Below are 18284 nucleotides of genomic sequence, written 5' to 3'. Positions count from 1 at the left end.
GAGAGAGCTATCGTCTCTAGGGGGCTTGGGAGTCGTACGAGGAGAGATCGGCATGCCTGATCTTGATCGCGAGGCGATGCGGGCAGCGGCGCAACGCATCCAGAAGCTGTCCGACGACCACTGGTGGGCCCTTCACCCTTCCTGCGAGCTACTGGATGCCGACGCATGGGTCGGACCGACGGGCGTCCGCTTCAGCCAGACCGTACACGGCCGCGAGCGGGAGCTACGCGCGATGCTCGCCCGTGCCGTCGCGGACGCCAGCGACAAACTGGCAGGTACGAGGTGAGCTTCACCGGGATCAAACAACCCGAGTTCGACAGTCTGGTCTCCAGGCACAGCGCGGCGGCCCAGCAACTCGAGGGACTGGCCGCGGCACTGCACGGCGAACTCTCGGCCGCGGGGCTGGACACCGGACCGGCGCTGCGCATCCGCGACATGGCCAGGGAGGTCGGGGCGGAGGTCGAGGACCTGCGGCGGCGGCAAAACCTGATCAGGGAGATGGAACGACTGAAGGTCACTTTCGGCACGCACACGCCGGCCGGGACCATGGTTCCCGTCCCCGATTCGCTGGCAGCCGCCGAGGGATTGCTGAACGGAACGCTGGCCGCGAACGCCGCAGTGGCCGCAGGCCGCGGGGACGCCAATGCCATGGCGCAGCTGCGAGGACTCGCGGGCAAGTCCTCTGACCCGGAGTTCGTCAAGGCCTTCCTGGCCAAACTGGGGGCCAAGGGCATCACCGAGCTGCCGGCGGCGCTGGCCCTGCAGATGCGGGCCAACGTAATGATGCGGAGCGCCAAGGGCGACCAAGTGTCCCAGCAAGTCAAGGAGGGCATGAAGCTGCTCGCCACGGCCCTGGCCAAGGGCACCAATCCCAAAGACCCGGCGTTCATGGGCGAGGCGTTCCTCTCCCAGTTGGTGAAGGAAGGGCGAGCGCAGCACAGGGCCAACGAGGTGGCTTACGTCGGCTATCAGGCGCAGGCACTGATCTGGCGGGCGAGCGACGGCAAGCCGCCGTTCTCCAAGCGATTCATGGAGGTGGTGGGCCGGGACGCGATCGTCCATCAAAAGGAGCTGTCGGATTCCGGCCCGCCCTACGCCAACGCCATGGACTTGGCCACCGTGCTCGGGCTCAGCGATTCGATGCAGCCCGGCGGGCCCAACATGGGGGAACCGGGGAAGCCGATCAAGGCTAGCGTCATCGACGATCTGTCCCAGGCCGCGAGACACACGCCGGAGGCAGCGCAGGCCCTGCTCTTCCACACCCCACAGGGCTGGAACAAGAGCATCATGGAGTACTTGCTCACGGATCGGCTGGACGGCTTCAACCACACGAAGAACTACGCTCCGGTCGCCGGCCTTCTGCAGACGGCGTTGAGCGGCAAGGACAAGGAGTCGCTCAAGTTCACCAACGACGCGCTCGTCATCCTCAAGACGGAACTCGACGGTGTCTTCAAAGCAGGGGACGACGGGAAGCTGACAATCGTCGACCAGAAGAAGCTGGACCGGTTGTCCTTCCTGGACGGACCGATGGGGACAGTCATGGCCGCGCACATCGATGAGATCTTCGGAGTCTTCGAAAAAAGATCCCCTGACCTGAAGAACATCAACCAGCTCGAGATGGATCGGGTGCTGACCTTCGTGGGCCGCAACGAGGGCGCAGTGAAGGCTCTGGTGGGCGCGGAAGCCCAGCGCATGTTCAAGGCGATCCAGGAGTCCTACAAGCTGGGCAACGGGGAAAACATGCAGCAATTGCTTCTCCCTGAGGCTCGCTTCATGGGGCACCTGCTCGAACCTCGAAGGCTGGTCCTCATGGCTCAGGCTAAGAGCGATGAACAGGCCAGGGCAGAGCTGAAGGGCCTGATCAATGATGTGCTGGGCGAGCTGACCGGGCCTGCGGGCAAGCTTGCTGGGCGGTTCGGGGACTGGGGGAACAAAGCCCACGAGAAGCTCACACCGATCGTGTTCGAAAATGTCTCGGCCTTCCTAGCCGAGCGGCTGATAAAGGAGGGCCTAACCAGGAACTCGGCGTTGCAGCAGGCGAACGACGACCGCGAGATGACCATGTGGATGGTTCGCGAGATGATCCTCGGCGCCAGGATCGCGCAGGGCAAGTGGGATCCGAAGGCGATGGAGAGCCTCAAAGGGAGCGCGTTCGCCACCGACGACAACCCGCCGCGTCTCAAGCCGCTAGACGAAATAACGTCGAACCCCGAGACCTTCGACAAGTTCATCGAATGGGCCCGAAGATATTCGACCGATGAGGCTACGATGCAAAGCGTGCGGGAAGCAATGGACAACAGTGCCGGCGTGGATGTTCACGGAAACCTTGGCCTGGATCGAAACTACTGATATGTCAACACGCAAGGCGATATCAAGCGCACTTCTCTTGCTTGCACTGACCTCCGGCTGTACTAGAGACAACGTCGACAAGCCGCCGACCATCACCGCCAGCAGCGCGCCCGTCGTGGACTCACAACCCTATTGGTGTGACTTCCTGCCACAACAGGCGGTACGTGCAATCACTGGTATCACCGTCCCACTGGCGGAGAGCAAGGAGGGCGTTCCCTCCAGCCATGGACAATGCTCGCTGCGGAACGAGTACAACCGGCTTTCCCTGCTATGGTCCGCTGGAACGGGTGATGAGGTCCTGGAGATCGCACGCAAGAACTTTGGCAGGAAGCAGCTATCGGCGCTACCGGCAGATCTCGGAGTTGGGCTGATCGCATACACGGGCGACGTTCCACGCACTAAACCGTACTACACGATGATGCTGTTCCAATGCGACGGAAAACGACCTTGGATTAGCGTCGACCTTTCTGAGGTTGCGAGAGGACGCGACCCTGTCAGGGATCTAACCGAGCTACTCCGAATCGCCCGCAAACGCTATGGCGAAATACATCACTGCGCCCCCAGGGCGACGTGACCAGGGTGGAGGAAACTCCGTCCAGGTCAAGGGTCTTAATTTAGTCGTGAAAGATTAGCCGGCAAACCCCTGGAGGAGGAGGTTCCAAAGCCGCACCGTACGGGCACTCGTGAGCCACGCGGTTTCATGCGCCTCATCCCCATCTGGCGATCGGACAGTCCTGCGGATGAACATGAGCCCACCGGCCTGGCACAGCTCGTAGACCACGGACGCGCACTCGCATGAATGGCGGCGCACCCGCACGCGGTGGGCCCGAGGAGACGGGGGCTGCCAGTCGATTGGCTCATAACCGGCTTGAAGTGGCACAGCGTGCAGACCATGCCAAGTATGGTCGATCATGTACACCTCTCACGTTCCCGAGAAGACAGCAGACGACACCGCTGGGGACGGCCAGGCCCGCGAGCCCCAGAAGCAGTCGCATGTCGGCTCCATCAGCGGTATCTCGTCCGGCGGCACCGGATCACCGGCACCACCGCCGCAGGCGAGGTCAGCCCAGACGACGCGCCCGGTTTCATCGCCCGTGACGCTGAGCCGGGCGCAGAGGGCGGCCACTATGGCGAGCCCTCGCCCGCCTTCTGACATCTCCCCCCCACGGCATGCGCGCAGGACGGGCTTGCTCGATCCGCCAGCGTCCTTCACTGCGATTCGAGCGGTGGTCCTGGACGACCAGATGCCGACCGTGAACACACCGCCCGCCGACCTCGTGTGCAAGATCGCGTTGCTGGCCAACTCGACGAGGCACGAGATCGCATCATCGCGTGCAGGACAGTCCATCAGCAGCGCGGCAGCGAGCCGACGTACGGTCCGCAACTGAACTCGTTCACCAGGGAAATCACAGCGCCACGCCATGCCGTTCATCGCCCCTACCTTTCCTTTCGCCGACGGCGTCGGACGCCATCACGCAAACGACTTGCTCCGTTACACCCCGCAGCTAGACTGATGCTTACATGCACCATGCAAGCTTGCACAGCGAATCGCTGAAGATCTCTTAACTGCAATACGCAGCGGAACCTGCCAACAGCCGACAAGGTGGTGACCATGAGCGGGAAGCGTGGCGTGACGCTCCGAGCCCAATGGCTCGGCAAGCACCTACGGGAGTTGCGCGAAAGCGCGGGCCTCACGCTAAAGGAAGCCGGCGACTACCTCCAGCGCGACGCTTCCACAGTGAGCCGCTTCGAGGCGGGCCTCTATCCGGCCCGCACCCCTGACGTCATCGCCTTGCTCGACCTGTACGGCGTCACAATCCCGAACGAGCGCGAAACCCTTACCCGCCTGAGCCGCGAAGTGTGGCAGAACGGCTGGTGGGACGACTACTCCGGCGACGTGTCGCACGGCATCGTGGACTACGCCTGGCTGGAGAACCGCGCCGAGAAGATCAGCTCCTTCGACGCCTTCGTGATCCCCGGCCTGCTCCAGACACGGGACTACATGGAAGCCGTCATCCGCGCCGAGGACCCGGACGCCTCGAGCGAGCAGATCGAGCGCTGGATCGAGTTTCGTCTGACCAGGCAGAAGATCCTGACCGACGACGGTCCCGTCTTCTCCACGATTCTGGAGGAGTACGCACTACGCCGCATGGTCGGCGGCCCCAAGGTCATGCGCAGTCAACTGGCCCACCTCACAGGTCAGGCCTCCTGCCCCAACGTCGAGGTCCTGGTCCTTCCAGTCTCCGCAGGAGCACATGCCAGCCCGGACGGTGCCTTTCGCATCTTCGAACTGCCCGAGCCCTACCCCGCCGTCGCGTACGTCCCTACGCCAGCGGGTTCCATCTACGTGGAAGGCCAGGCAGCTGAGAGGCTTAGGGTGAAATATGACCGCATTCACCGCGATTCGCTCGATGCCAAGGACTCGCTGGAACTGATCGCGGCAGTTGCGGACAGCCTCTCCGACGCCTAGGGATGGAGCCGTCCGATCATGACCACCCCCGACATCTCCTGGCACATCAGCAGCTTCAGCGCCGATGGCGGCGGCAACTGCGTTGAGGCCGGCCCTCTGAATGACGGAACAGGTCGAGTGGCGGTCCGGCACAGCAAGCTTCAAGGCGACGCGATCGTCTACACCAGGGCGGAGTGGCAGGCGTTCCTGGCCGGGGTGCGGGCGGGAGAGTTCGACTTCTTCGATTAGCGGTCCTCCAACAGCGTCCTGTTGCGCTCGCACGAGTGCGAGACTACGCGGACGCACTGCCCCAGACCAGTCAAGTCGTACCAGGCCACGCCCGCTTGGAACCATTTGGTGCTCATATTAGTTATGTCGGCATGGCGAGGATCTTTGGGCACATTTACGGCCAACCAGTAGGGTCGACGTACGAGAATCGACGTGCACTACGCAATGCGGGCGTCCACGCGCCGCTACGGGCAGGCATCTCAGGAACTGGAAATGACGGCGCCGATTCCATCGTGGTCTCCGGCGGGTACGTGGACGACAAGGACTACGGCGACACCATCGTCTACACGGGTCATGGCGGTCGCGACTCAGACACAGGCCGGCAGGTCCGCGATCAAGAGTTATCCGATCCCGGTAACGCCGGACTGGTCCGCGCTGGGCTCGAGGGGCTGCACGTTCGCGTCGTCCGGGGCCGTAACCCTGACTCGCCATATGCTCCCAGCTCCGGACTCCGGTACGACGGGCTGTTTCGCGTGGAGTCCTACGGGGCGAAGGTAGGCATCGACGGATTCCGGATCTGGCAATTCACCCTGGTTAAGATCCCAGACGAAGCGCCTACGACAGCTACGCCGCCTCCTCTTCAGAGCACGATCGATACGGACACGAACGGCCCAGGCCCTGCCTCGGTGACCGAGACCGTGATTCAGCGAATCGTCCGCAGCAGCAAGGTCGTTCAGCAGGTGAAAGCCTGGTACTGCCACGAGTGCCAAGTCTGTGGGCTGGCCATAGAAGTGGCCGGCGGCCTATACAGCGAGGGAGCCCATATTCAGGCCCTCGGCAGCCCGCACCATGGCCCCGACGTTGTCGAGAATGTCCTCTGCCTATGCCCGAACGACCATGTCCGATTCGACAACGGAGCTATTTACCTGTCCAACGATCTCAAGGTGATCGATGCCCGCACCGATCAGATCACGGGGGCCCTCACCGTGAACCGCTCACATCGGATCGATCCGCAGTATGTGGCGAACCACCGCGCACGATGGACAACAGGTACGGGTCGCGAGTAGGTCTGTCTACTTGATGCTGAGTATCTGAGGGTCGGGGTTAGCCTGCGAATGGGCGTTCGCACGCGTGCCATGTAACCCTAAAGTTGGACTAGCCTCGATCTTTGGTGATCTTTCTACGGTCGTCCTGGGTGTTCGGCTACTGAGCTGAGGCAATAAGCCGCTTACACCCTCACATCACCACGCCGCGCCCTATAGTCGCGGGCGTGAGCGATCTGCAGCCGGGCGTCTACGAGCACCTAATTACCTATCAAGTAGGCGCCCTGCTACGCGCAGTACCTGATCAAGAACTGATCGACCGACGGTCGCTGGATATCGCCGACTCCCACGAAACCCTGGCACGGCATCTGGCCGCGCTGACGCGCCGGGCACTACGCGCCGTCCGAGGGGAAACCGACGCGGTGCGTCTGGCACGGCAGGTCGAGATCGTCAACCGTATCGCTGATCTAATCGGCGACCTGGTGCCTGAGGCCGCCGCATCCGAAGAACTCGTGGAGGCCGCCGAGGAGCTACTGGGCTTCGCCAGAAGCCGGGACGTGGCCGGGCAAGTGCGGTTCCCGCCGCGTCCAGCAATTCCTCTCACGGGCAGCGCGTTGCTGGTAAACGGCAGAGGCCAACCAGAGATCGGCCATGAGCTCAAGCACGAGCTAGCCTCCGCAGATCGCGTGGACCTGCTGTGCGCCTTCGTGAAATGGAACGGCGTACGGGTGCTGGCAGAGGCGATCGAGGAGCTTTTGGCTCGCGGTGGACGGCTGAGGCTGGTGACCACCACTTACATCGGCGCCACCGACCGCCTCGCGGTGGACCGGCTTGCCGCCATGGGCGCGGACATCCGCGTCTCCTACGACACCCGAATGACCCGCCTCCACGCTAAGGCATGGCTGTTCCACCGGAAGTCAGGCCTGTCCACGGCCTACGTGGGCTCCTCGAATCTATCCAAGACGGCTCTCAGCCATGGTCTGGAATGGAACGTACGGCTCGCCCAGGCAGAGCAGCCACATCTGATCGACACCTTCGCGGCCACCTTCGACGACTATTGGGACGACCCTTCCTTCGAGCCGTATGACCCGGCGAAAGATGCCGAGCGGCTCGACCGTGCCTTGTCGGCCGAGCGCTCCGGCAGCGGGCAGGTCGTCATCGATTTCGCCCACGTCGATGTCCGCCCTTACCCTTACCAGCGCGAGATCCTTGACGAACTCGCCGCCGAACGCCAGATCCACGACCGATGGCAGAACCTGGTGGTCATGGCCACGGGAACCGGCAAGACTGTGGTCGCTGCCCTGGACTATCGCCGGCTACGTGACGTCGGGCAGGCTGACTCGCTGCTGTTCGTCGCTCACCGTGAGGAGATCTTGCGGCAGAGCCTGCTCACCTTCCGCCAGGTGCTGCGCGACGAGACATTTGGCGAACTGTACGTCGGCGGCGCGCGCCCCGAGCAATGGCGGCACGTCTTCGCCTCGATCCAATCTCTGCACGCCAACCCGTTGCCAGAGACGGATGCGTTCGACGTATTAATCGTGGACGAATTCCACCATTCCGAGGCTTCAACCTACCGGCGCTTGCTGTCCACCGTGCGCCCGAGGGTGCTGCTTGGTCTGACCGCGACGCCAGAACGAGCGGACGGGCAAGACATCAAGCACTGGTTCGGCGGTCGGATCGCGGCTGAGCTGCGGTTGTGGGAGGCACTCGAGCGTGGTCTACTCGCGCCGTTCCAGTACTTCGGTATCCACGACGGCACCGACCTGCGTCAGGTCGGCTGGCGTCGGGGACAGGGTTACGACACAGGCCAGTTGTCCGGCGTCTACACGGGCAACGACCGTCGGGTGGCCGTTGTGTTGGAGACGCTCAATCGCAAGATCGGCGACGTCGGACGAATGCGCGCCCTCGGGTTCTGCGTGAGCATCGACCACGCCCGCTTTATGGCCGACCGCTTCACCCGAGCGGGGCTCCCCTCGGTCGCAGTCACGGCGCAGAGCTCGCCGAGCGATCGTTCCCAAGCGTTGCGTGACCTGCGAGCACGCCGGATCAACGCAGTGTTCACCGTTGACCTCTTCAATGAGGGCGTCGATGTTCCAGAGATCGACACCGTACTCTTCTTGCGCCCCACCGACAGTGCCACTGTCTTCCTGCAGCAGCTCGGCCGTGGCCTGCGGCTGTCCGATGACAAGCCGTGCCTGACCGTGCTCGACTTCGTTGGCAACCAGCACAAGCAGTTTCGCTTCGATCGGCGCTACCGGGCGCTCACCGGTGCCAGTCGTACCGGAATCGCCCGCGAGATCGAGCAGGGCTTTCCCACCTTGCCTGCCGGTTGCGTTATTGACCTGGACCGCGATGTACGCCGCCTAGTCCTTGAGAACGTACGGCAAGCGCTCAGCCTTAATTGGAAGGACCTGTCTCGCGAACTGCGCGATCTCGGCGATGTCACTCTGCCGCGGTTTCTGGACGAGACCGGACTGGATGTGGAGGACCTCTACCGGCGGCGGCAGGGATGGGCCTCCCTGCGGTACGCCGCGGGCCTTGAAGCGGATACCCCAGATGAGCAGTTGGGCCGTGCCTTCGGCCGGATGCTGCATATCGACGACGTCGAGCGCCTCGCCTTCCTGACCGAAGTGCTGAACGGCCGAACCCCGCGCTCACCCCGCGAGCTGCGTCTCCTGGCCATGCTGGACGTCATGTTGTGGGGCGGTACCCAACCTGCCTCCGGCATGGAGGCCAGACTCGCGCAGCTCACTGGTGCTCGGGCTTTGGAGCTTCGGGAACTAGCCGGCGTGCTGCACTCAGGGATTCGTCACGTCGCCCCGCAGTTGGACCCGATCGTGCCGTTGCACGTCCATGCCCGCTACAGCAAGAACGAAGTCTTGGCCGCCTTCGGCGTGGACAAGCCCGCCCACATGCGCGAGGGCGTGAAATACGTTGAGGAGCACAAGGCGGACCTGTTTTTCGTCACCATCGACAAAGCCGAAGACCACTACTCTCCGACCACGCTGTACCACGATCGGGCGATAAGCGAGGAGCTCTTCCAGTGGGAATCGCAGAGCACCCTGCGCTCCTCCGCCGCAACCTCTCGCCGCTACCTATCCGGCGCGTCCACAGTTCACCTGCTGATCCGCCAGTCCAAGCGTGACGAAGGGCTGGGCGCGCCGCCGTACACCTACGCCGGTCCAATGCGTTACGTCAGCCACGAAGGCGAACGACCAATCCGCTTCGTCTGGCGTCTGGACCACCCGCTCCCGCCCGACGTGTTCCACTATGCAAAGGCCACAGCCGGCTGACGACGTCCACAAAGCGAGTTGCGTGATTGTGGCTGGCGCACTCGCGACGCTCAGGTCAAGTGCGCGGTAGCGCCACGCACGGGCGGCGAAGGCCAGGCACATCCCACGGCTCGATTGCCTCGCGCCAGATCAGCGTTCAACCGGCCAGCCATCTACGGACTCCCCGTCCCGGTACGAGGCCGGAAAGATACCGATCGTCCACATGGGCAACACCCACCGGCTCATCTCGATCTGCCGATAGCGCTCGTCTGTGAGCAGCGCTCCCGGCAGCGCGCGTGGGAAGAGGCCCTGGGCGACCCTTCACGCCTATGCCGACAGGTTGCCCTAGCTGTTGATATGGCCTCAAATGACCGAATCGCACCGAATGCTCCACGATTAGAGGACAAGTCGCGAAGGCGGTGCTAACTTTACTAGTGTGGGAGATTCAGCAGTCGTCAGCGCGCACAGCGTCGAACATATGATGCTCAGGCTACACCAAACATGCATGGATCACATTAAGCGCGCCACGAGTGAAGCAGAGCCGGAAATCAACAAGGTTTTGCACCTAGAGGCAGATCTCACGACATGGCTACGCGTCCTTGACAATTACCCGGAATCTCAGCAGCTGCGATCCGCCCACCAAGACTTCGGTCTGGCATTCTATGCGATCATGAGCGGTCTATATCGTCAAGCATTTTCAAGCCTGAGATCGTTTCTTGAAGTAACAGCAGGCGCTACCTATCTGAGCGCCCTGGAATTTAAACGACGTCAATGGATCAGCGGAAATCTAGATATCAGTTGGTCCTCGATCGTTTCTCCTGAAGAGGGCCTCTATTCTACGTCTTTTTTGACGGAGTTCTGCCCAGAGGCAATCTCTGAACAGAAGCAAATGATCAAGTCCCTCAAAGGAGCGTATCGGAGATGCTCAGAGTACATTCATGGAAACGTTGCAACCTCGCAAATGCTACCCAATGACATATCCCATCGAGCGGATATTGTCGCAGAATGGCTATCCATCGCGAAAGCGGTACTGTGCTCAATAATCCACTGCTTTATGGTACGTTATTATATTGACTTTAGCGAACCTCAGCGCCGGATCGTCGAGGCATCACTTGAGGATCATCTGTCGAGCTTCTCTTCGGTACGAAAGCTATTGGGACTGCCTCTCGAGGAAGGGAACGCACGGGCATGAGCGAGCTATACTTCCGCACGGAAGACCTGACACCCGAAGAAGTCAGCGATTACTTCGTAGAGACCGAATTTGACCGCCGCACGATCGATGCGCTAAAAAGCAAGAAGACAGTAGTTCTACAAGGCGCACGAGGTGTAGGTAAATCTTTTCTCCTAAAAGTAGCCCAAAAGGAGTTGGATGAAAGCTTTTCCACGTCTAAAACGCTAGCCGTTTATATCACCTTCAATAAGGCAGGATTGCTACAGACTGCAGATTCCGAACGCTTCAAGCATTGGATGTTGGCTAAAATCTGCGAACGAATAATTCGAGAGGCACGCAAAAAAGGAGCAATTCGCCACAACAGCACTATTTTTGCTACGCTTTCGCACGACGATAGCGACGAAGTTACTGAGCTGCGCCTACAGAAATTGCGAAGCCAGCTAGAAGACGCATGGAAAAATGACTCTCTTCCACAGACGATTGACTCCGGCATCGATCCAGAAGTTATCAAGGATGCGATTGAGGATCTTTGCTCTCAAACTTCTGTGCGACGGGTAGTACTTCTAGTAGACGAAGCCGCTCACGTCTTCATCCCGGAGCAGCAGCGCCAATTCTTTACTCTAATGCGCGACCTACGAAGTCCCTATCTATCGGTTAAGGCTGCAGTATACCCTGGCGTAACATACTTTGGAGACTCTTTTCAGCTGAGCCATGATGCAGAGCTTGTCAATGTCAATCGAGATATTCTGGATAAAGGCTATCTCGAGGCAATGCGAGAGATAGTGCTGCGCCAAGATCCCGAGCTGCAATCTAATATTACAAAAAATGGCGAGATATTTGATGCCCTAGCTTTCGCCGCTAGCGGTAATCCTCGCACCCTCCTCAAGACGGTTTCGGCGGCCTCTCCTCTGAGCGCGAACAATGCACAGCGGACCATGCGCGAATACTATCGAGAGACTATATGGAGTGAGCACTCGGCACTAGGTGACCGTTACATAGGGCATCGAGCTGTAATTGACTGGGGTCGACAATTTCTTCAGAAGCACATCATCCCTATGCTGAGGAAAAAAACCGGCGAAGCTGGAGATTCAGACAAACGGGTATTCATCTGGATTCATCGTGATGCACCTGCGCCGGTGAAAGAGTCGCTTCGCCTCCTGTGCTATAGCGGAATTCTGCATGAAGCTGGTAGCGGACTGGTTGCTACCCGAGGCCTAACGGGCACGCGGTACATGCTGAACATTGGAGCAAGGACAGGTCCAGAGGCGGATCCAGTGTCCGCGACGACATGGCTCCGACGGGCGATCTCAATCAAGCGCATGGTGGAATTCGGAGCGAACCATGAGCTGTATGAAAGTATCGCTCGGCTTGACGTCGATAAAATGGACGAAGAGCGGCGGGAGTTTATAAAGTCCCAGCTGGATCGATCGGTTGATAAACTTGATATGACAGCCTTTGCTAAAGGCCGACTTAAGACGCTCGGATTTGACACTGTCGGAAAGATACTTGCTGCGTCCGAAAGTGATTTTCAGCAGGCCAAGTGGGTTGGCCCCGTTCGGTCACGTCAGATGATGAATATCGCCACCGCTGCAGTGATGGAGTATTTGTCTGGGTAAGTTATACCCGCGTTCCGTAGATGTGTAGCGGGAAAAGCACAAAGATCTGAGGTCTGAGCTGCGGAAACGCTTACGGGCACGCTGATGTGGCGTGTCGCTAGGCGTGATTGTTGCGCCTGGTCAGGCGTCTGCGGTGGGGATGGCTTCGACGCTCTTCTTCGGGGTCGGGAGGTCGAGTTTGGCCAGGATGTCGCTCTGGGGCTTGGTCAGCTCGACGTGCTGACGAAAGGTTCCCGTTAGGCCAGTGAGGGTGGCGACCGTCAGGAGGTCGAACTCCTGACGGATGCGGTTCCAGGTGATGCCGGTGTTGGTCTCGATGATGCGGATCAGCAGCAGCGCCAGCCAGCGCAAGATGAGGTGCGCGAATGCGTTCCTCCAGCCGGTAATAGACCGGGCACAGGTCGATGACCTACTTCATGTCGCATCAGCTTCGCTCCGAGAAGGTTTTGTCGCCGAGCGTAGCGTCTTCGGTGTTGCTGTCGAGATTGCTGGTGGCCAGCAGATACTTGCCGTGCAACCGCTGTTCGGCCTTGGCCTTGGCTCGGTCCAGTTAACCTCGATTCGTGTGATCGCTTACGCATTCGGCGGCCGACAATTTGCTCTTCGGCGCGATCGCGGTTGGCGACCGGCGCGAACAGCACGCGTTCCATGTTGGTGGTGAAACGCCAGCCGCCTTCTTGATCGCCCGGCCGGCCATGCTCCGACCCATGTAAAGGTCCTGCTCAAGGTCCTCTTATACGGCGCTTCCCGCTACTGCGGATTCCGGACACGGGTCACCCGCAGGGGCCAGCAGGGGAAAGAAACGAAGCGGACTGCTCAAGTCAGTTCTCACGGGGCGCCACGAAGGTTCCGCGGCCCTGGATCGCGATGACGAAGCCCTCTTCGCGCAAGATGCCGATGGCCTTTCTGACGGTGTCGCGGCCCACTTCGTGCTCATGCATCAACCTCTGCTCAGTCGGGATCGGCCGGTTGGGCGGGAGTGTGCCATCAGCGATCTGTGTCCGCAGCAGGTCGGCAAGCTGGCGATAGAGCGGTACCGGCCCCTCGTGGTCGATCGTCATGAACATAGACCGTAAATGTCCGCATCCGTGGCCCATCACTCGCCCACGTTTGCACTCGGGTGCAGACGTTTGCAGACGTTTGTATTAGCCTGGCACTGCATGACCTTCAAGGGAGTCGGGCCCGTCCTCGCGACCCAAACGCCAAGACGGGCCCTTGATCGGACACCGGAGGTCCGACCCATGGGTAACCCAATCACAGACCTACGATTCGGGTCCTGCCTGACAGCCGAGATCCAAGCCGTACTCGAGAAGCACGGCTACCGGCTGCCTCCAGGCGGCGATCACATCCGTGAACTCGTCATGGCTCGCGTCGACATCGCGCTCAAGAACCTCGTCGAGATCTTCGAGGGGCGGACTTGGTGACATGGCGGGATGACATCCGCGACTTCCATGGTCCGCACGTCGCGTCGCCCCAGCCGGGCCATGTCAAGCTGACCTGGTGCGCACCGACCCCGCGGGCTCAGCGTATCCGCGTGGTCTCACACACCTGCGAGTGCCGCCAACTGACGTACGAATTGTGCGCCGCCGCCGGCCAGGGCTTCGTCCGCCGTACGGACCGAGAGAAGGGCACCGTCCGCGAAACCGCGTGGACGTTGAACGCAGTCGCCAAACGTACCTTCGATCAGATCCTCCAAGGCGAGGCCCGGTGAGAGCAGCGCGGCGGACGCCTTCCTGGGCTCGTCCGTCGCGTCTGCGGCAACACTGTGCGGGTCCTTGATCGGGATCAATGCCGAAGGAATCACAAGAGATGAAGACCTTCACGGTGACCATCGCCGGTACTGAACGATTCGACGGAGAAGCGCCCTACACCTGGGTTGTGGAGGCATCCGACGTGACGAGCGCCATGAACAAGGCCCTGGCCTACCACGCGCTTTCGCAAGAGCAGCGATTGTGTGACCTGGAAATTGATCCTCTGCACACGTTCGAGGGCCTGCCCCCTGAGAACTGCGGATATCACTGGAACGACCTACGGCTTGCAGCTCTCGAAACGGACGGCGCCAATGGACGAGAATGAGTGCAAGTCCGGATCATGACGTGCGGATGGTCCAGGCATCGCTGAGCGCGAAGGCCGTTGTCCCCTCGCGCGGCGAAAGCCGAACGCGAGGGGACAACGGCCTTCAAGAAAGATGGCCTGGAGCAGCCGCGGTTACGGCATCACGCTCGTTGCCAGCCCTTGGGCAGGTCCGGAACTGCCTGAGTACTGTTCGGAGACAGGTTCCCACGAATGAAAAGTGCCCAATCGCGCCCGTTCGTGGCGCACGCCGAGCGGTCGTAGGTCCACCAGCCCTGAGAGGCGCCCCACCTGCGCTGTGCCTCGCAGGTCGCCTCGTCCGGATAGAAGTTGTAGATCCACCAGACATCATCGGCGGACACAGCCGCCGCTGCCGGGGCGTTGGCCGCCCATGCGGGCGAGCCCAATGTCAGGCCGCCGCCCACGAGCACGCCCGCGATCGCGAGCGTCGCCGCAGTCTTCTTTGTCATCCGCACTGCTTCCTCCTGGTCTCGGCTTTTTCGTGGTCTCGTCGATCTGTTGCCGGCAGATTTCACGTCAAGGGGTCATCGATGTACTGGACCCAGAGGTCGTAGGTGTCACCAACGATTCTCTTGCACGTGTAGCCGATCGCGCCGTTCTGGTTGACGTAGATCCGGCCTGCCCGGGCGCATTCTGAAAAGGTGGGAAAGCGGCCTGACCATTCGTTCCGCTGGGGAATCTGCACAGCGCTTTCCGATTGTGTGCTACCCTGCACCGCGAAAGCGGGAATCGTAGGAGAAAGCGCCAGGGCGAGGCCGGCGACCCCAGCGGCCACGTGCTTTGCCATGCGAATGTGCATGCTTTTTTCCTTCTCTCCGGAACCTAGGTTTGGAAATGGCTTGCCTGTGACGCGCACGTCACCAGGGGGCCGAGAAGCTATGGCGGGCGCCGACGAACATCTCCGTCCCCGGAGGGACCACCAGGGATGGCCACCCGTCGCACCACATACCGTCGTAGACCGTGATCGGAGCGTCCGTGTCATTGGCGACACGCGTGAAGCCCGTGCCGACGCGGGTGCAGCTGGCCTGGGGGTTGTTGATCACCACTTGACGCCCGCTGTCGTCCTTCAGGACGAGCCGCCCCGTCGCGGCCAGTGCTGGAGCAGCGCTCGCGCTCACCAACCCAGCCGCCGCGACCGCCGCCACCACGCCCTTCTTGACCTTCGACATCCGTTCTCCTCTCGGGAGCCTCGCCACTGCAACCGTGGCATCGACAATCTTGCAAAATTGATCTGTCGTCGCCCTGTCTCATGTCTGTCCTCGTGCGGCAGAACAAGGTCGCAGGCATTCATGTCGGCGGATCTGCTGATCAAGGCGCAGTCGGACCGCAGCTATTGCGGCGTTCCGTATCCCGAGGAACCGCCACCGACCACTACCGCAGTCATCCCGCGGACGGACTCCCTACTCGGTCTTGCAAGATGAGAACGCTTCGGCCCTGCCAGCAGCAGGCACCCGTAGAGAAGCCGTCGGCGCCCCACTCGGCCACGGGGGCGACCGTGCGAGTCCTGCGAGGAGTCGGTTAGGACACCACTTGGCGGCCGCGCTGCCAGACGGCGGAGATGAGCGGGACGCCGGGTCGATAGGCCAGGTGGACGTGAGAGGGAGCGTCCAGCAGCATCAGGTCGGCGCGTGCGCCCACCACTATCCGGCCCACGTCGTCCCGCCGCAACGCCCGCGCTCCGCCCAGCGTCGCCGCCCACACCGCCTCGTCGGGAGTCATGCCCATCTCCCGAACCGCCAGGGCGACACAGAACGGCATGCTGGTGGTGAAGCTGGAGCCAGGGTTGCAGTCGGTCGACAGTGCCACCGTCACGCCCGCGTCCAAAAGGCAACGGGCGTTCGGGTAAGGGGCTCTGGTGGAGAACTCGGCCCCCGGCAGCAGGGTCGCGACCGTAGTCCCCGAGGCCAAAGCGTCCACATCCGCGTCGGTGAGGTGGGTGCAGTGATCGGCGGAGGCGGCGCCCAGTTCGACGGCGAGTCGGACGCCTGGTCCGTGGGTGAGCTGGTTTGCGTGGATCCTGGGTACGAGGCCGCGCTTGATGCCGCTCTCCAGTACGGCCCGTGCCTGGTCGCCGTCGAACGCCCCTCGCTCGCAGAAGACGTCCACCCATCGAGCATGCGGGGCGCAGGCGTCCAGCATCTCCCCGGTCACCAGCTCCACGTACGCATCTGGGTCGTGCTCGGCCGGTACGACGTGCGCGCCGAGGTAGGTCACCTCGTCGGTGTGCTGCGCGGCGATGCGCAGCAGGCGGGCCTCGTCCTCGACGGTCAGGCCGTAGCCTGATTTGCACTCGATGACCGTGGTGCCCTGCCGCAGTGCCTCGCCCACCAGGCGGGCCACCCCCGCCGACAGCTCCTCGTCGCTCGCCGCGCGGGTGGCCGCCACCGTCGTGCGGATGCCGCCTGCGGTGTAGGGCAGGCCGCGCATCCGTGCGTCGAACTCGGCCGTCCGGTCACCCGCGAAGACCAGGTGGGCGTGGGAGTCTACGAAGCCGGGGAGCATGGCCCGGCCGCCGGCGTCGTACATCTGATCCGCTGCCGGAGCCCGCGAAGCCGGCCCCACCCAGGCGATCTCCTCGCCGGAGACGCCGGAGCCGCCGGAAATGACGACGGCGGCGTCTGTGATGAGCCCGAGCGGGCCCTCACCCAGCTGAGGGTCGTTGGTGACCAGCGTGGAGATCCCAGTGATCAGGAGGCTTCCCGTCGTGTCACCAACCGCGCGAGTCATGACGCCACCCGCGCGAGAGCCTGCCGCAGCGCGCCCGCGACGTCGGGAACGAGCTGGTGGACGCCGCGCCGTACGATCACTCGGCCGCCCGCGACGACGTCGCTGACGTCGGCGGAGGTGGCCGCGAAGACGGCGGTCTCCGCACCGTGCAGCGGGCCCGCAGTCCGACCTGAGTCGAAGGAGCCCGCAGTCCGGACCGAGCCAAGAGATCCCGCTGTCCGGACCGAGTCGAGGGAGATCGTGACGAGGTCGGCAAGCGCTCCGACTTCCAGCGTGCCTGCCTCCGGCCACCCCAGGGACGCGTGGCCGTCGACGGTGGCGGCCCGTAGGAGCGCGTCCGCCGTCCAGTGACCGCGACGACGGGTGCGCAGCCGCTCGTTCAGCTCCATTGCCCGGGCCTCCTCGAACAGGTCGATGACGGCCTGGCTGTCGCTGCCGAGCGACAGCGGCGATCCCGCATCCTGCACCTCACGAGCAGGCCCGATGCCGTCCGCGAGATCGCGCTCGGTCGTGGGGCACATGCAGACCGTGGTGGCGGAGCCGCCGAGCAGCGCGATGTCCTCCGAGGTCAGGTGGGTGGCGTGTACGGCGGTGGTACGCGGCCCGAGCAGTCCGCGGTCGGCGAGCAGGCGCGTAGGCGTGACGCCGTACGCCGCCAAACAGCCCTCGTTCTCGGCGGGCTGCTCGGACACGTGCGCGTGGATCGGGGCGTTCCGCTGAGCCGCCCAGGCGCCGATCACCCCGAGCTGGTCGGCGGGAACGGCTCGGACCGAGTGGACGGCCGCGCCGACGCGGGCGTGATCGCGTTCCTTCAGCCCGCTGACCCGCTCAGCCCACGCCTCCCCTGAGCCGTCGCTGAACCTGAGCTGGGTCTCGTCCGGTGGAGCGCCGAACCCTGACGAGAGATAGCAGGTGTCGAGCAGGGTGATCCGGATGCCGGCCTGGGCGGCCGCCTCGATGAGTGCCTCTCCCATCGCGTTCGGGTCGTCGTAGGTGACGCCCCCAGGAGCGTGATGGAGGTAGTGGAACTCGCCGACGCAGGTGATCCCCGCGAGGGCCATCTCGGCGTAGACCGCCCGCGCCAGCTCCAGGTACTCGTCGGGGGTGAGGGCCGCCGCGACCCGGTACATGGTCTCGCGCCAGGTCCAGAAGGTGCCGCCGCCGAGCTGCGTGGCCCCGCGCAACGCCCGATGGAACGCGTGCGAATGGGCGTTGGCCAGGCCAGGGATGACCAGGCCGTCCAGCACGACGGCGTCGCCGGGAGCGCTGTCCGCCTGAAGAGAAGCGATACGGCCCCCCGAAACCTCGATGAGCACGCCTGACTCCATCGCGCCG

General features: G+C 62.6%; 18 protein-coding genes and 1 pseudogene. 10 read left to right on the top strand and 9 right to left on the bottom strand.

Annotated elements, in window-relative coordinates; all coding sequences use genetic code 11:
* Nucleotides 1–52 precede the first annotated feature (52 nt).
* A complete protein-coding gene (locus tag KME78_RS06730; protein ID WP_219527897.1) occupies nucleotides 53–286 on the top strand; it encodes a hypothetical protein in 234 nt (77 codons plus the stop codon).
* Nucleotides 283–2349, top strand: coding sequence for a hypothetical protein (locus tag KME78_RS06725; protein WP_219527896.1), 2067 nt, complete (start codon nucleotides 283–285; stop codon nucleotides 2347–2349). The genes KME78_RS06730 and KME78_RS06725 overlap by 4 nt, the downstream gene beginning before the upstream one ends.
* 922 nt (nucleotides 2350–3271) lie before the next feature.
* Here the strand turns inward: KME78_RS06725 and KME78_RS06720 are convergent.
* Nucleotides 3272–3781: an ATP-binding protein gene (locus KME78_RS06720; RefSeq protein ID WP_219527895.1), complete on the bottom strand. Its 510-nt coding sequence runs from the start codon at nucleotides 3779–3781 to the stop codon at nucleotides 3272–3274.
* A gap of 180 nt (nucleotides 3782–3961) precedes the next feature.
* Between KME78_RS06720 and KME78_RS06715 the strand changes: the two genes are divergently transcribed.
* The 6 genes from KME78_RS06715 to KME78_RS06690 all read left to right on the top strand — a co-directional run bounded on the left by KME78_RS06715 (nucleotide 3962) and on the right by KME78_RS06690 (nucleotide 12128).
* On the top strand, nucleotides 3962–4819 hold the full coding sequence (locus KME78_RS06715) for a helix-turn-helix domain-containing protein (protein WP_246650561.1): 858 nt from the start codon (nucleotides 3962–3964) through the stop codon (nucleotides 4817–4819).
* An 18-nt stretch (nucleotides 4820–4837) separates the two neighbouring features.
* Entirely contained in the window at nucleotides 4838–5047 is a 210-nt protein-coding gene (locus KME78_RS06710; RefSeq protein WP_219527894.1) for a DUF397 domain-containing protein, read from the top strand.
* A 131-nt stretch (nucleotides 5048–5178) separates the two neighbouring features.
* Entirely contained in the window at nucleotides 5179–6093 is a 915-nt protein-coding gene (locus tag KME78_RS06705; protein WP_219527893.1) for a YDG/SRA domain-containing protein, read from the top strand.
* Between the two features lie 203 nt (nucleotides 6094–6296).
* The gene (locus KME78_RS06700) at nucleotides 6297–9362 is read left to right on the top strand and encodes a DEAD/DEAH box helicase (RefSeq protein ID WP_219527892.1); all 3066 of its coding nucleotides are present in this window, start codon (nucleotides 6297–6299) and stop codon (nucleotides 9360–9362) included.
* A 484-nt stretch (nucleotides 9363–9846) separates the two neighbouring features.
* A complete protein-coding gene (locus KME78_RS06695; RefSeq protein ID WP_219527891.1) occupies nucleotides 9847–10533 on the top strand; it encodes a hypothetical protein in 687 nt (228 codons plus the stop codon).
* Nucleotides 10530–12128 (top strand): ORC-CDC6 family AAA ATPase, encoded by a 1599-nt coding sequence (locus tag KME78_RS06690; protein WP_219527890.1) that lies wholly within the window; start codon nucleotides 10530–10532, stop codon nucleotides 12126–12128. The genes KME78_RS06695 and KME78_RS06690 overlap by 4 nt, the downstream gene beginning before the upstream one ends.
* Before the next feature lie 120 nt (nucleotides 12129–12248).
* On the opposite strand, the pseudogene KME78_RS68400 reads toward KME78_RS06690, so the two are convergent.
* Nucleotides 12249–12678 (bottom strand): annotated as a pseudogene (locus KME78_RS68400) (IS1634 family transposase); the annotation flags it as partial.
* A 271-nt stretch (nucleotides 12679–12949) separates the two neighbouring features.
* A complete protein-coding gene (locus tag KME78_RS06680) occupies nucleotides 12950–13189 on the bottom strand; it encodes a GntR family transcriptional regulator (protein ID WP_219527888.1) in 240 nt (79 codons plus the stop codon).
* A 180-nt stretch (nucleotides 13190–13369) separates the two neighbouring features.
* On the opposite strand from KME78_RS06680, the gene KME78_RS06675 reads away from it, so the two are divergent.
* On the top strand, nucleotides 13370–13552 hold the full coding sequence (locus KME78_RS06675) for a hypothetical protein (protein WP_219527887.1): 183 nt from the start codon (nucleotides 13370–13372) through the stop codon (nucleotides 13550–13552).
* Between the two features lie 116 nt (nucleotides 13553–13668).
* Here KME78_RS06675 and KME78_RS06670 read toward each other — a convergent pair whose 3' ends face one another.
* Nucleotides 13669–13932 (bottom strand): hypothetical protein, encoded by a 264-nt coding sequence (locus tag KME78_RS06670; RefSeq protein WP_219527886.1) that lies wholly within the window; start codon nucleotides 13930–13932, stop codon nucleotides 13669–13671.
* A 5-nt stretch (nucleotides 13933–13937) separates the two neighbouring features.
* Between KME78_RS06670 and KME78_RS06665 the strand changes: the two genes are divergently transcribed.
* Entirely contained in the window at nucleotides 13938–14204 is a 267-nt protein-coding gene (locus KME78_RS06665; protein WP_219527885.1) for a hypothetical protein, read from the top strand.
* 140 nt (nucleotides 14205–14344) lie between these two features.
* Here the strand turns inward: KME78_RS06665 and KME78_RS06660 are convergent, their stop codons facing one another.
* From KME78_RS06660 to KME78_RS06640, 5 genes are all read right to left on the bottom strand, one after another.
* The gene (locus KME78_RS06660; protein WP_219527884.1) at nucleotides 14345–14671 is read right to left on the bottom strand and encodes a hypothetical protein; all 327 of its coding nucleotides are present in this window, start codon (nucleotides 14669–14671) and stop codon (nucleotides 14345–14347) included.
* 62 nt (nucleotides 14672–14733) lie between these two features.
* Complete coding sequence (locus KME78_RS06655) at nucleotides 14734–15021, bottom strand: hypothetical protein (RefSeq protein WP_219527883.1); 288 nt, start codon at nucleotides 15019–15021, stop codon at nucleotides 14734–14736.
* 58 nt (nucleotides 15022–15079) lie between these two features.
* Entirely contained in the window at nucleotides 15080–15391 is a 312-nt protein-coding gene (locus tag KME78_RS06650; RefSeq protein WP_219527882.1) for a hypothetical protein, read from the bottom strand.
* Nucleotides 15392–15740: 349 nt separating this feature from the next.
* Nucleotides 15741–16949: an imidazolonepropionase gene (gene hutI / locus KME78_RS06645; RefSeq protein WP_219527881.1), complete on the bottom strand. Its 1209-nt coding sequence runs from the start codon at nucleotides 16947–16949 to the stop codon at nucleotides 15741–15743.
* Nucleotides 16946–18277, bottom strand: a complete 1332-nt coding sequence (locus tag KME78_RS06640) for a formimidoylglutamate deiminase (RefSeq protein ID WP_219528163.1) — start codon at nucleotides 18275–18277, stop codon at nucleotides 16946–16948. The genes hutI and KME78_RS06640 overlap by 4 nt, the downstream gene beginning before the upstream one ends.
* Nucleotides 18278–18284 lie beyond the last annotated feature (7 nt).

This window comes from Nonomuraea guangzhouensis, assembly GCF_019396345.1.
Classification (GTDB): domain Bacteria; phylum Actinomycetota; class Actinomycetes; order Streptosporangiales; family Streptosporangiaceae; genus Nonomuraea; species Nonomuraea guangzhouensis.
Note: the sequence above shows the minus strand (reverse complement) of the source record. Positions and strands in the feature narration are given on the sequence as shown.

Excerpts from the sequence above, each read along its gene's own strand:
- KME78_RS06730 (WP_219527897.1), top strand. The coding sequence starts at position 53 with ATGCCTGATCTTGATCGCGAGGCGATGCGGGCAGCGGCGCAACGCATC.
- KME78_RS06720 (WP_219527895.1), bottom strand. The coding sequence starts at position 3,781 with ATGAACGGCATGGCGTGGCGCTGTGATTTCCCTGGTGAACGAGTTCAG.
- KME78_RS06715 (WP_246650561.1), top strand. The coding sequence starts at position 3,962 with ATGAGCGGGAAGCGTGGCGTGACGCTCCGAGCCCAATGGCTCGGCAAG.
- KME78_RS06710 (WP_219527894.1), top strand. The coding sequence starts at position 4,838 with ATGACCACCCCCGACATCTCCTGGCACATCAGCAGCTTCAGCGCCGAT.
- KME78_RS06705 (WP_219527893.1), top strand. The coding sequence starts at position 5,179 with ATGGCGAGGATCTTTGGGCACATTTACGGCCAACCAGTAGGGTCGACG.
- KME78_RS06695 (WP_219527891.1), top strand. The coding sequence starts at position 9,847 with ATGGATCACATTAAGCGCGCCACGAGTGAAGCAGAGCCGGAAATCAAC.
- KME78_RS06690 (WP_219527890.1), top strand. The coding sequence starts at position 10,530 with ATGAGCGAGCTATACTTCCGCACGGAAGACCTGACACCCGAAGAAGTC.
- KME78_RS06680 (WP_219527888.1), bottom strand. The coding sequence starts at position 13,189 with ATGACGATCGACCACGAGGGGCCGGTACCGCTCTATCGCCAGCTTGCC.
- KME78_RS06675 (WP_219527887.1), top strand. The coding sequence starts at position 13,370 with ATGGGTAACCCAATCACAGACCTACGATTCGGGTCCTGCCTGACAGCC.
- KME78_RS06665 (WP_219527885.1), top strand. The coding sequence starts at position 13,938 with ATGAAGACCTTCACGGTGACCATCGCCGGTACTGAACGATTCGACGGA.
- KME78_RS06660 (WP_219527884.1), bottom strand. The coding sequence starts at position 14,671 with ATGACAAAGAAGACTGCGGCGACGCTCGCGATCGCGGGCGTGCTCGTG.
- KME78_RS06655 (WP_219527883.1), bottom strand. The coding sequence starts at position 15,021 with ATGCACATTCGCATGGCAAAGCACGTGGCCGCTGGGGTCGCCGGCCTC.
- KME78_RS06650 (WP_219527882.1), bottom strand. The coding sequence starts at position 15,391 with ATGTCGAAGGTCAAGAAGGGCGTGGTGGCGGCGGTCGCGGCGGCTGGG.
- hutI (WP_219527881.1), bottom strand. The coding sequence starts at position 16,949 with ATGACTCGCGCGGTTGGTGACACGACGGGAAGCCTCCTGATCACTGGG.
- KME78_RS06640 (WP_219528163.1), bottom strand. The coding sequence starts at position 18,277 with ATGGAGTCAGGCGTGCTCATCGAGGTTTCGGGGGGCCGTATCGCTTCT.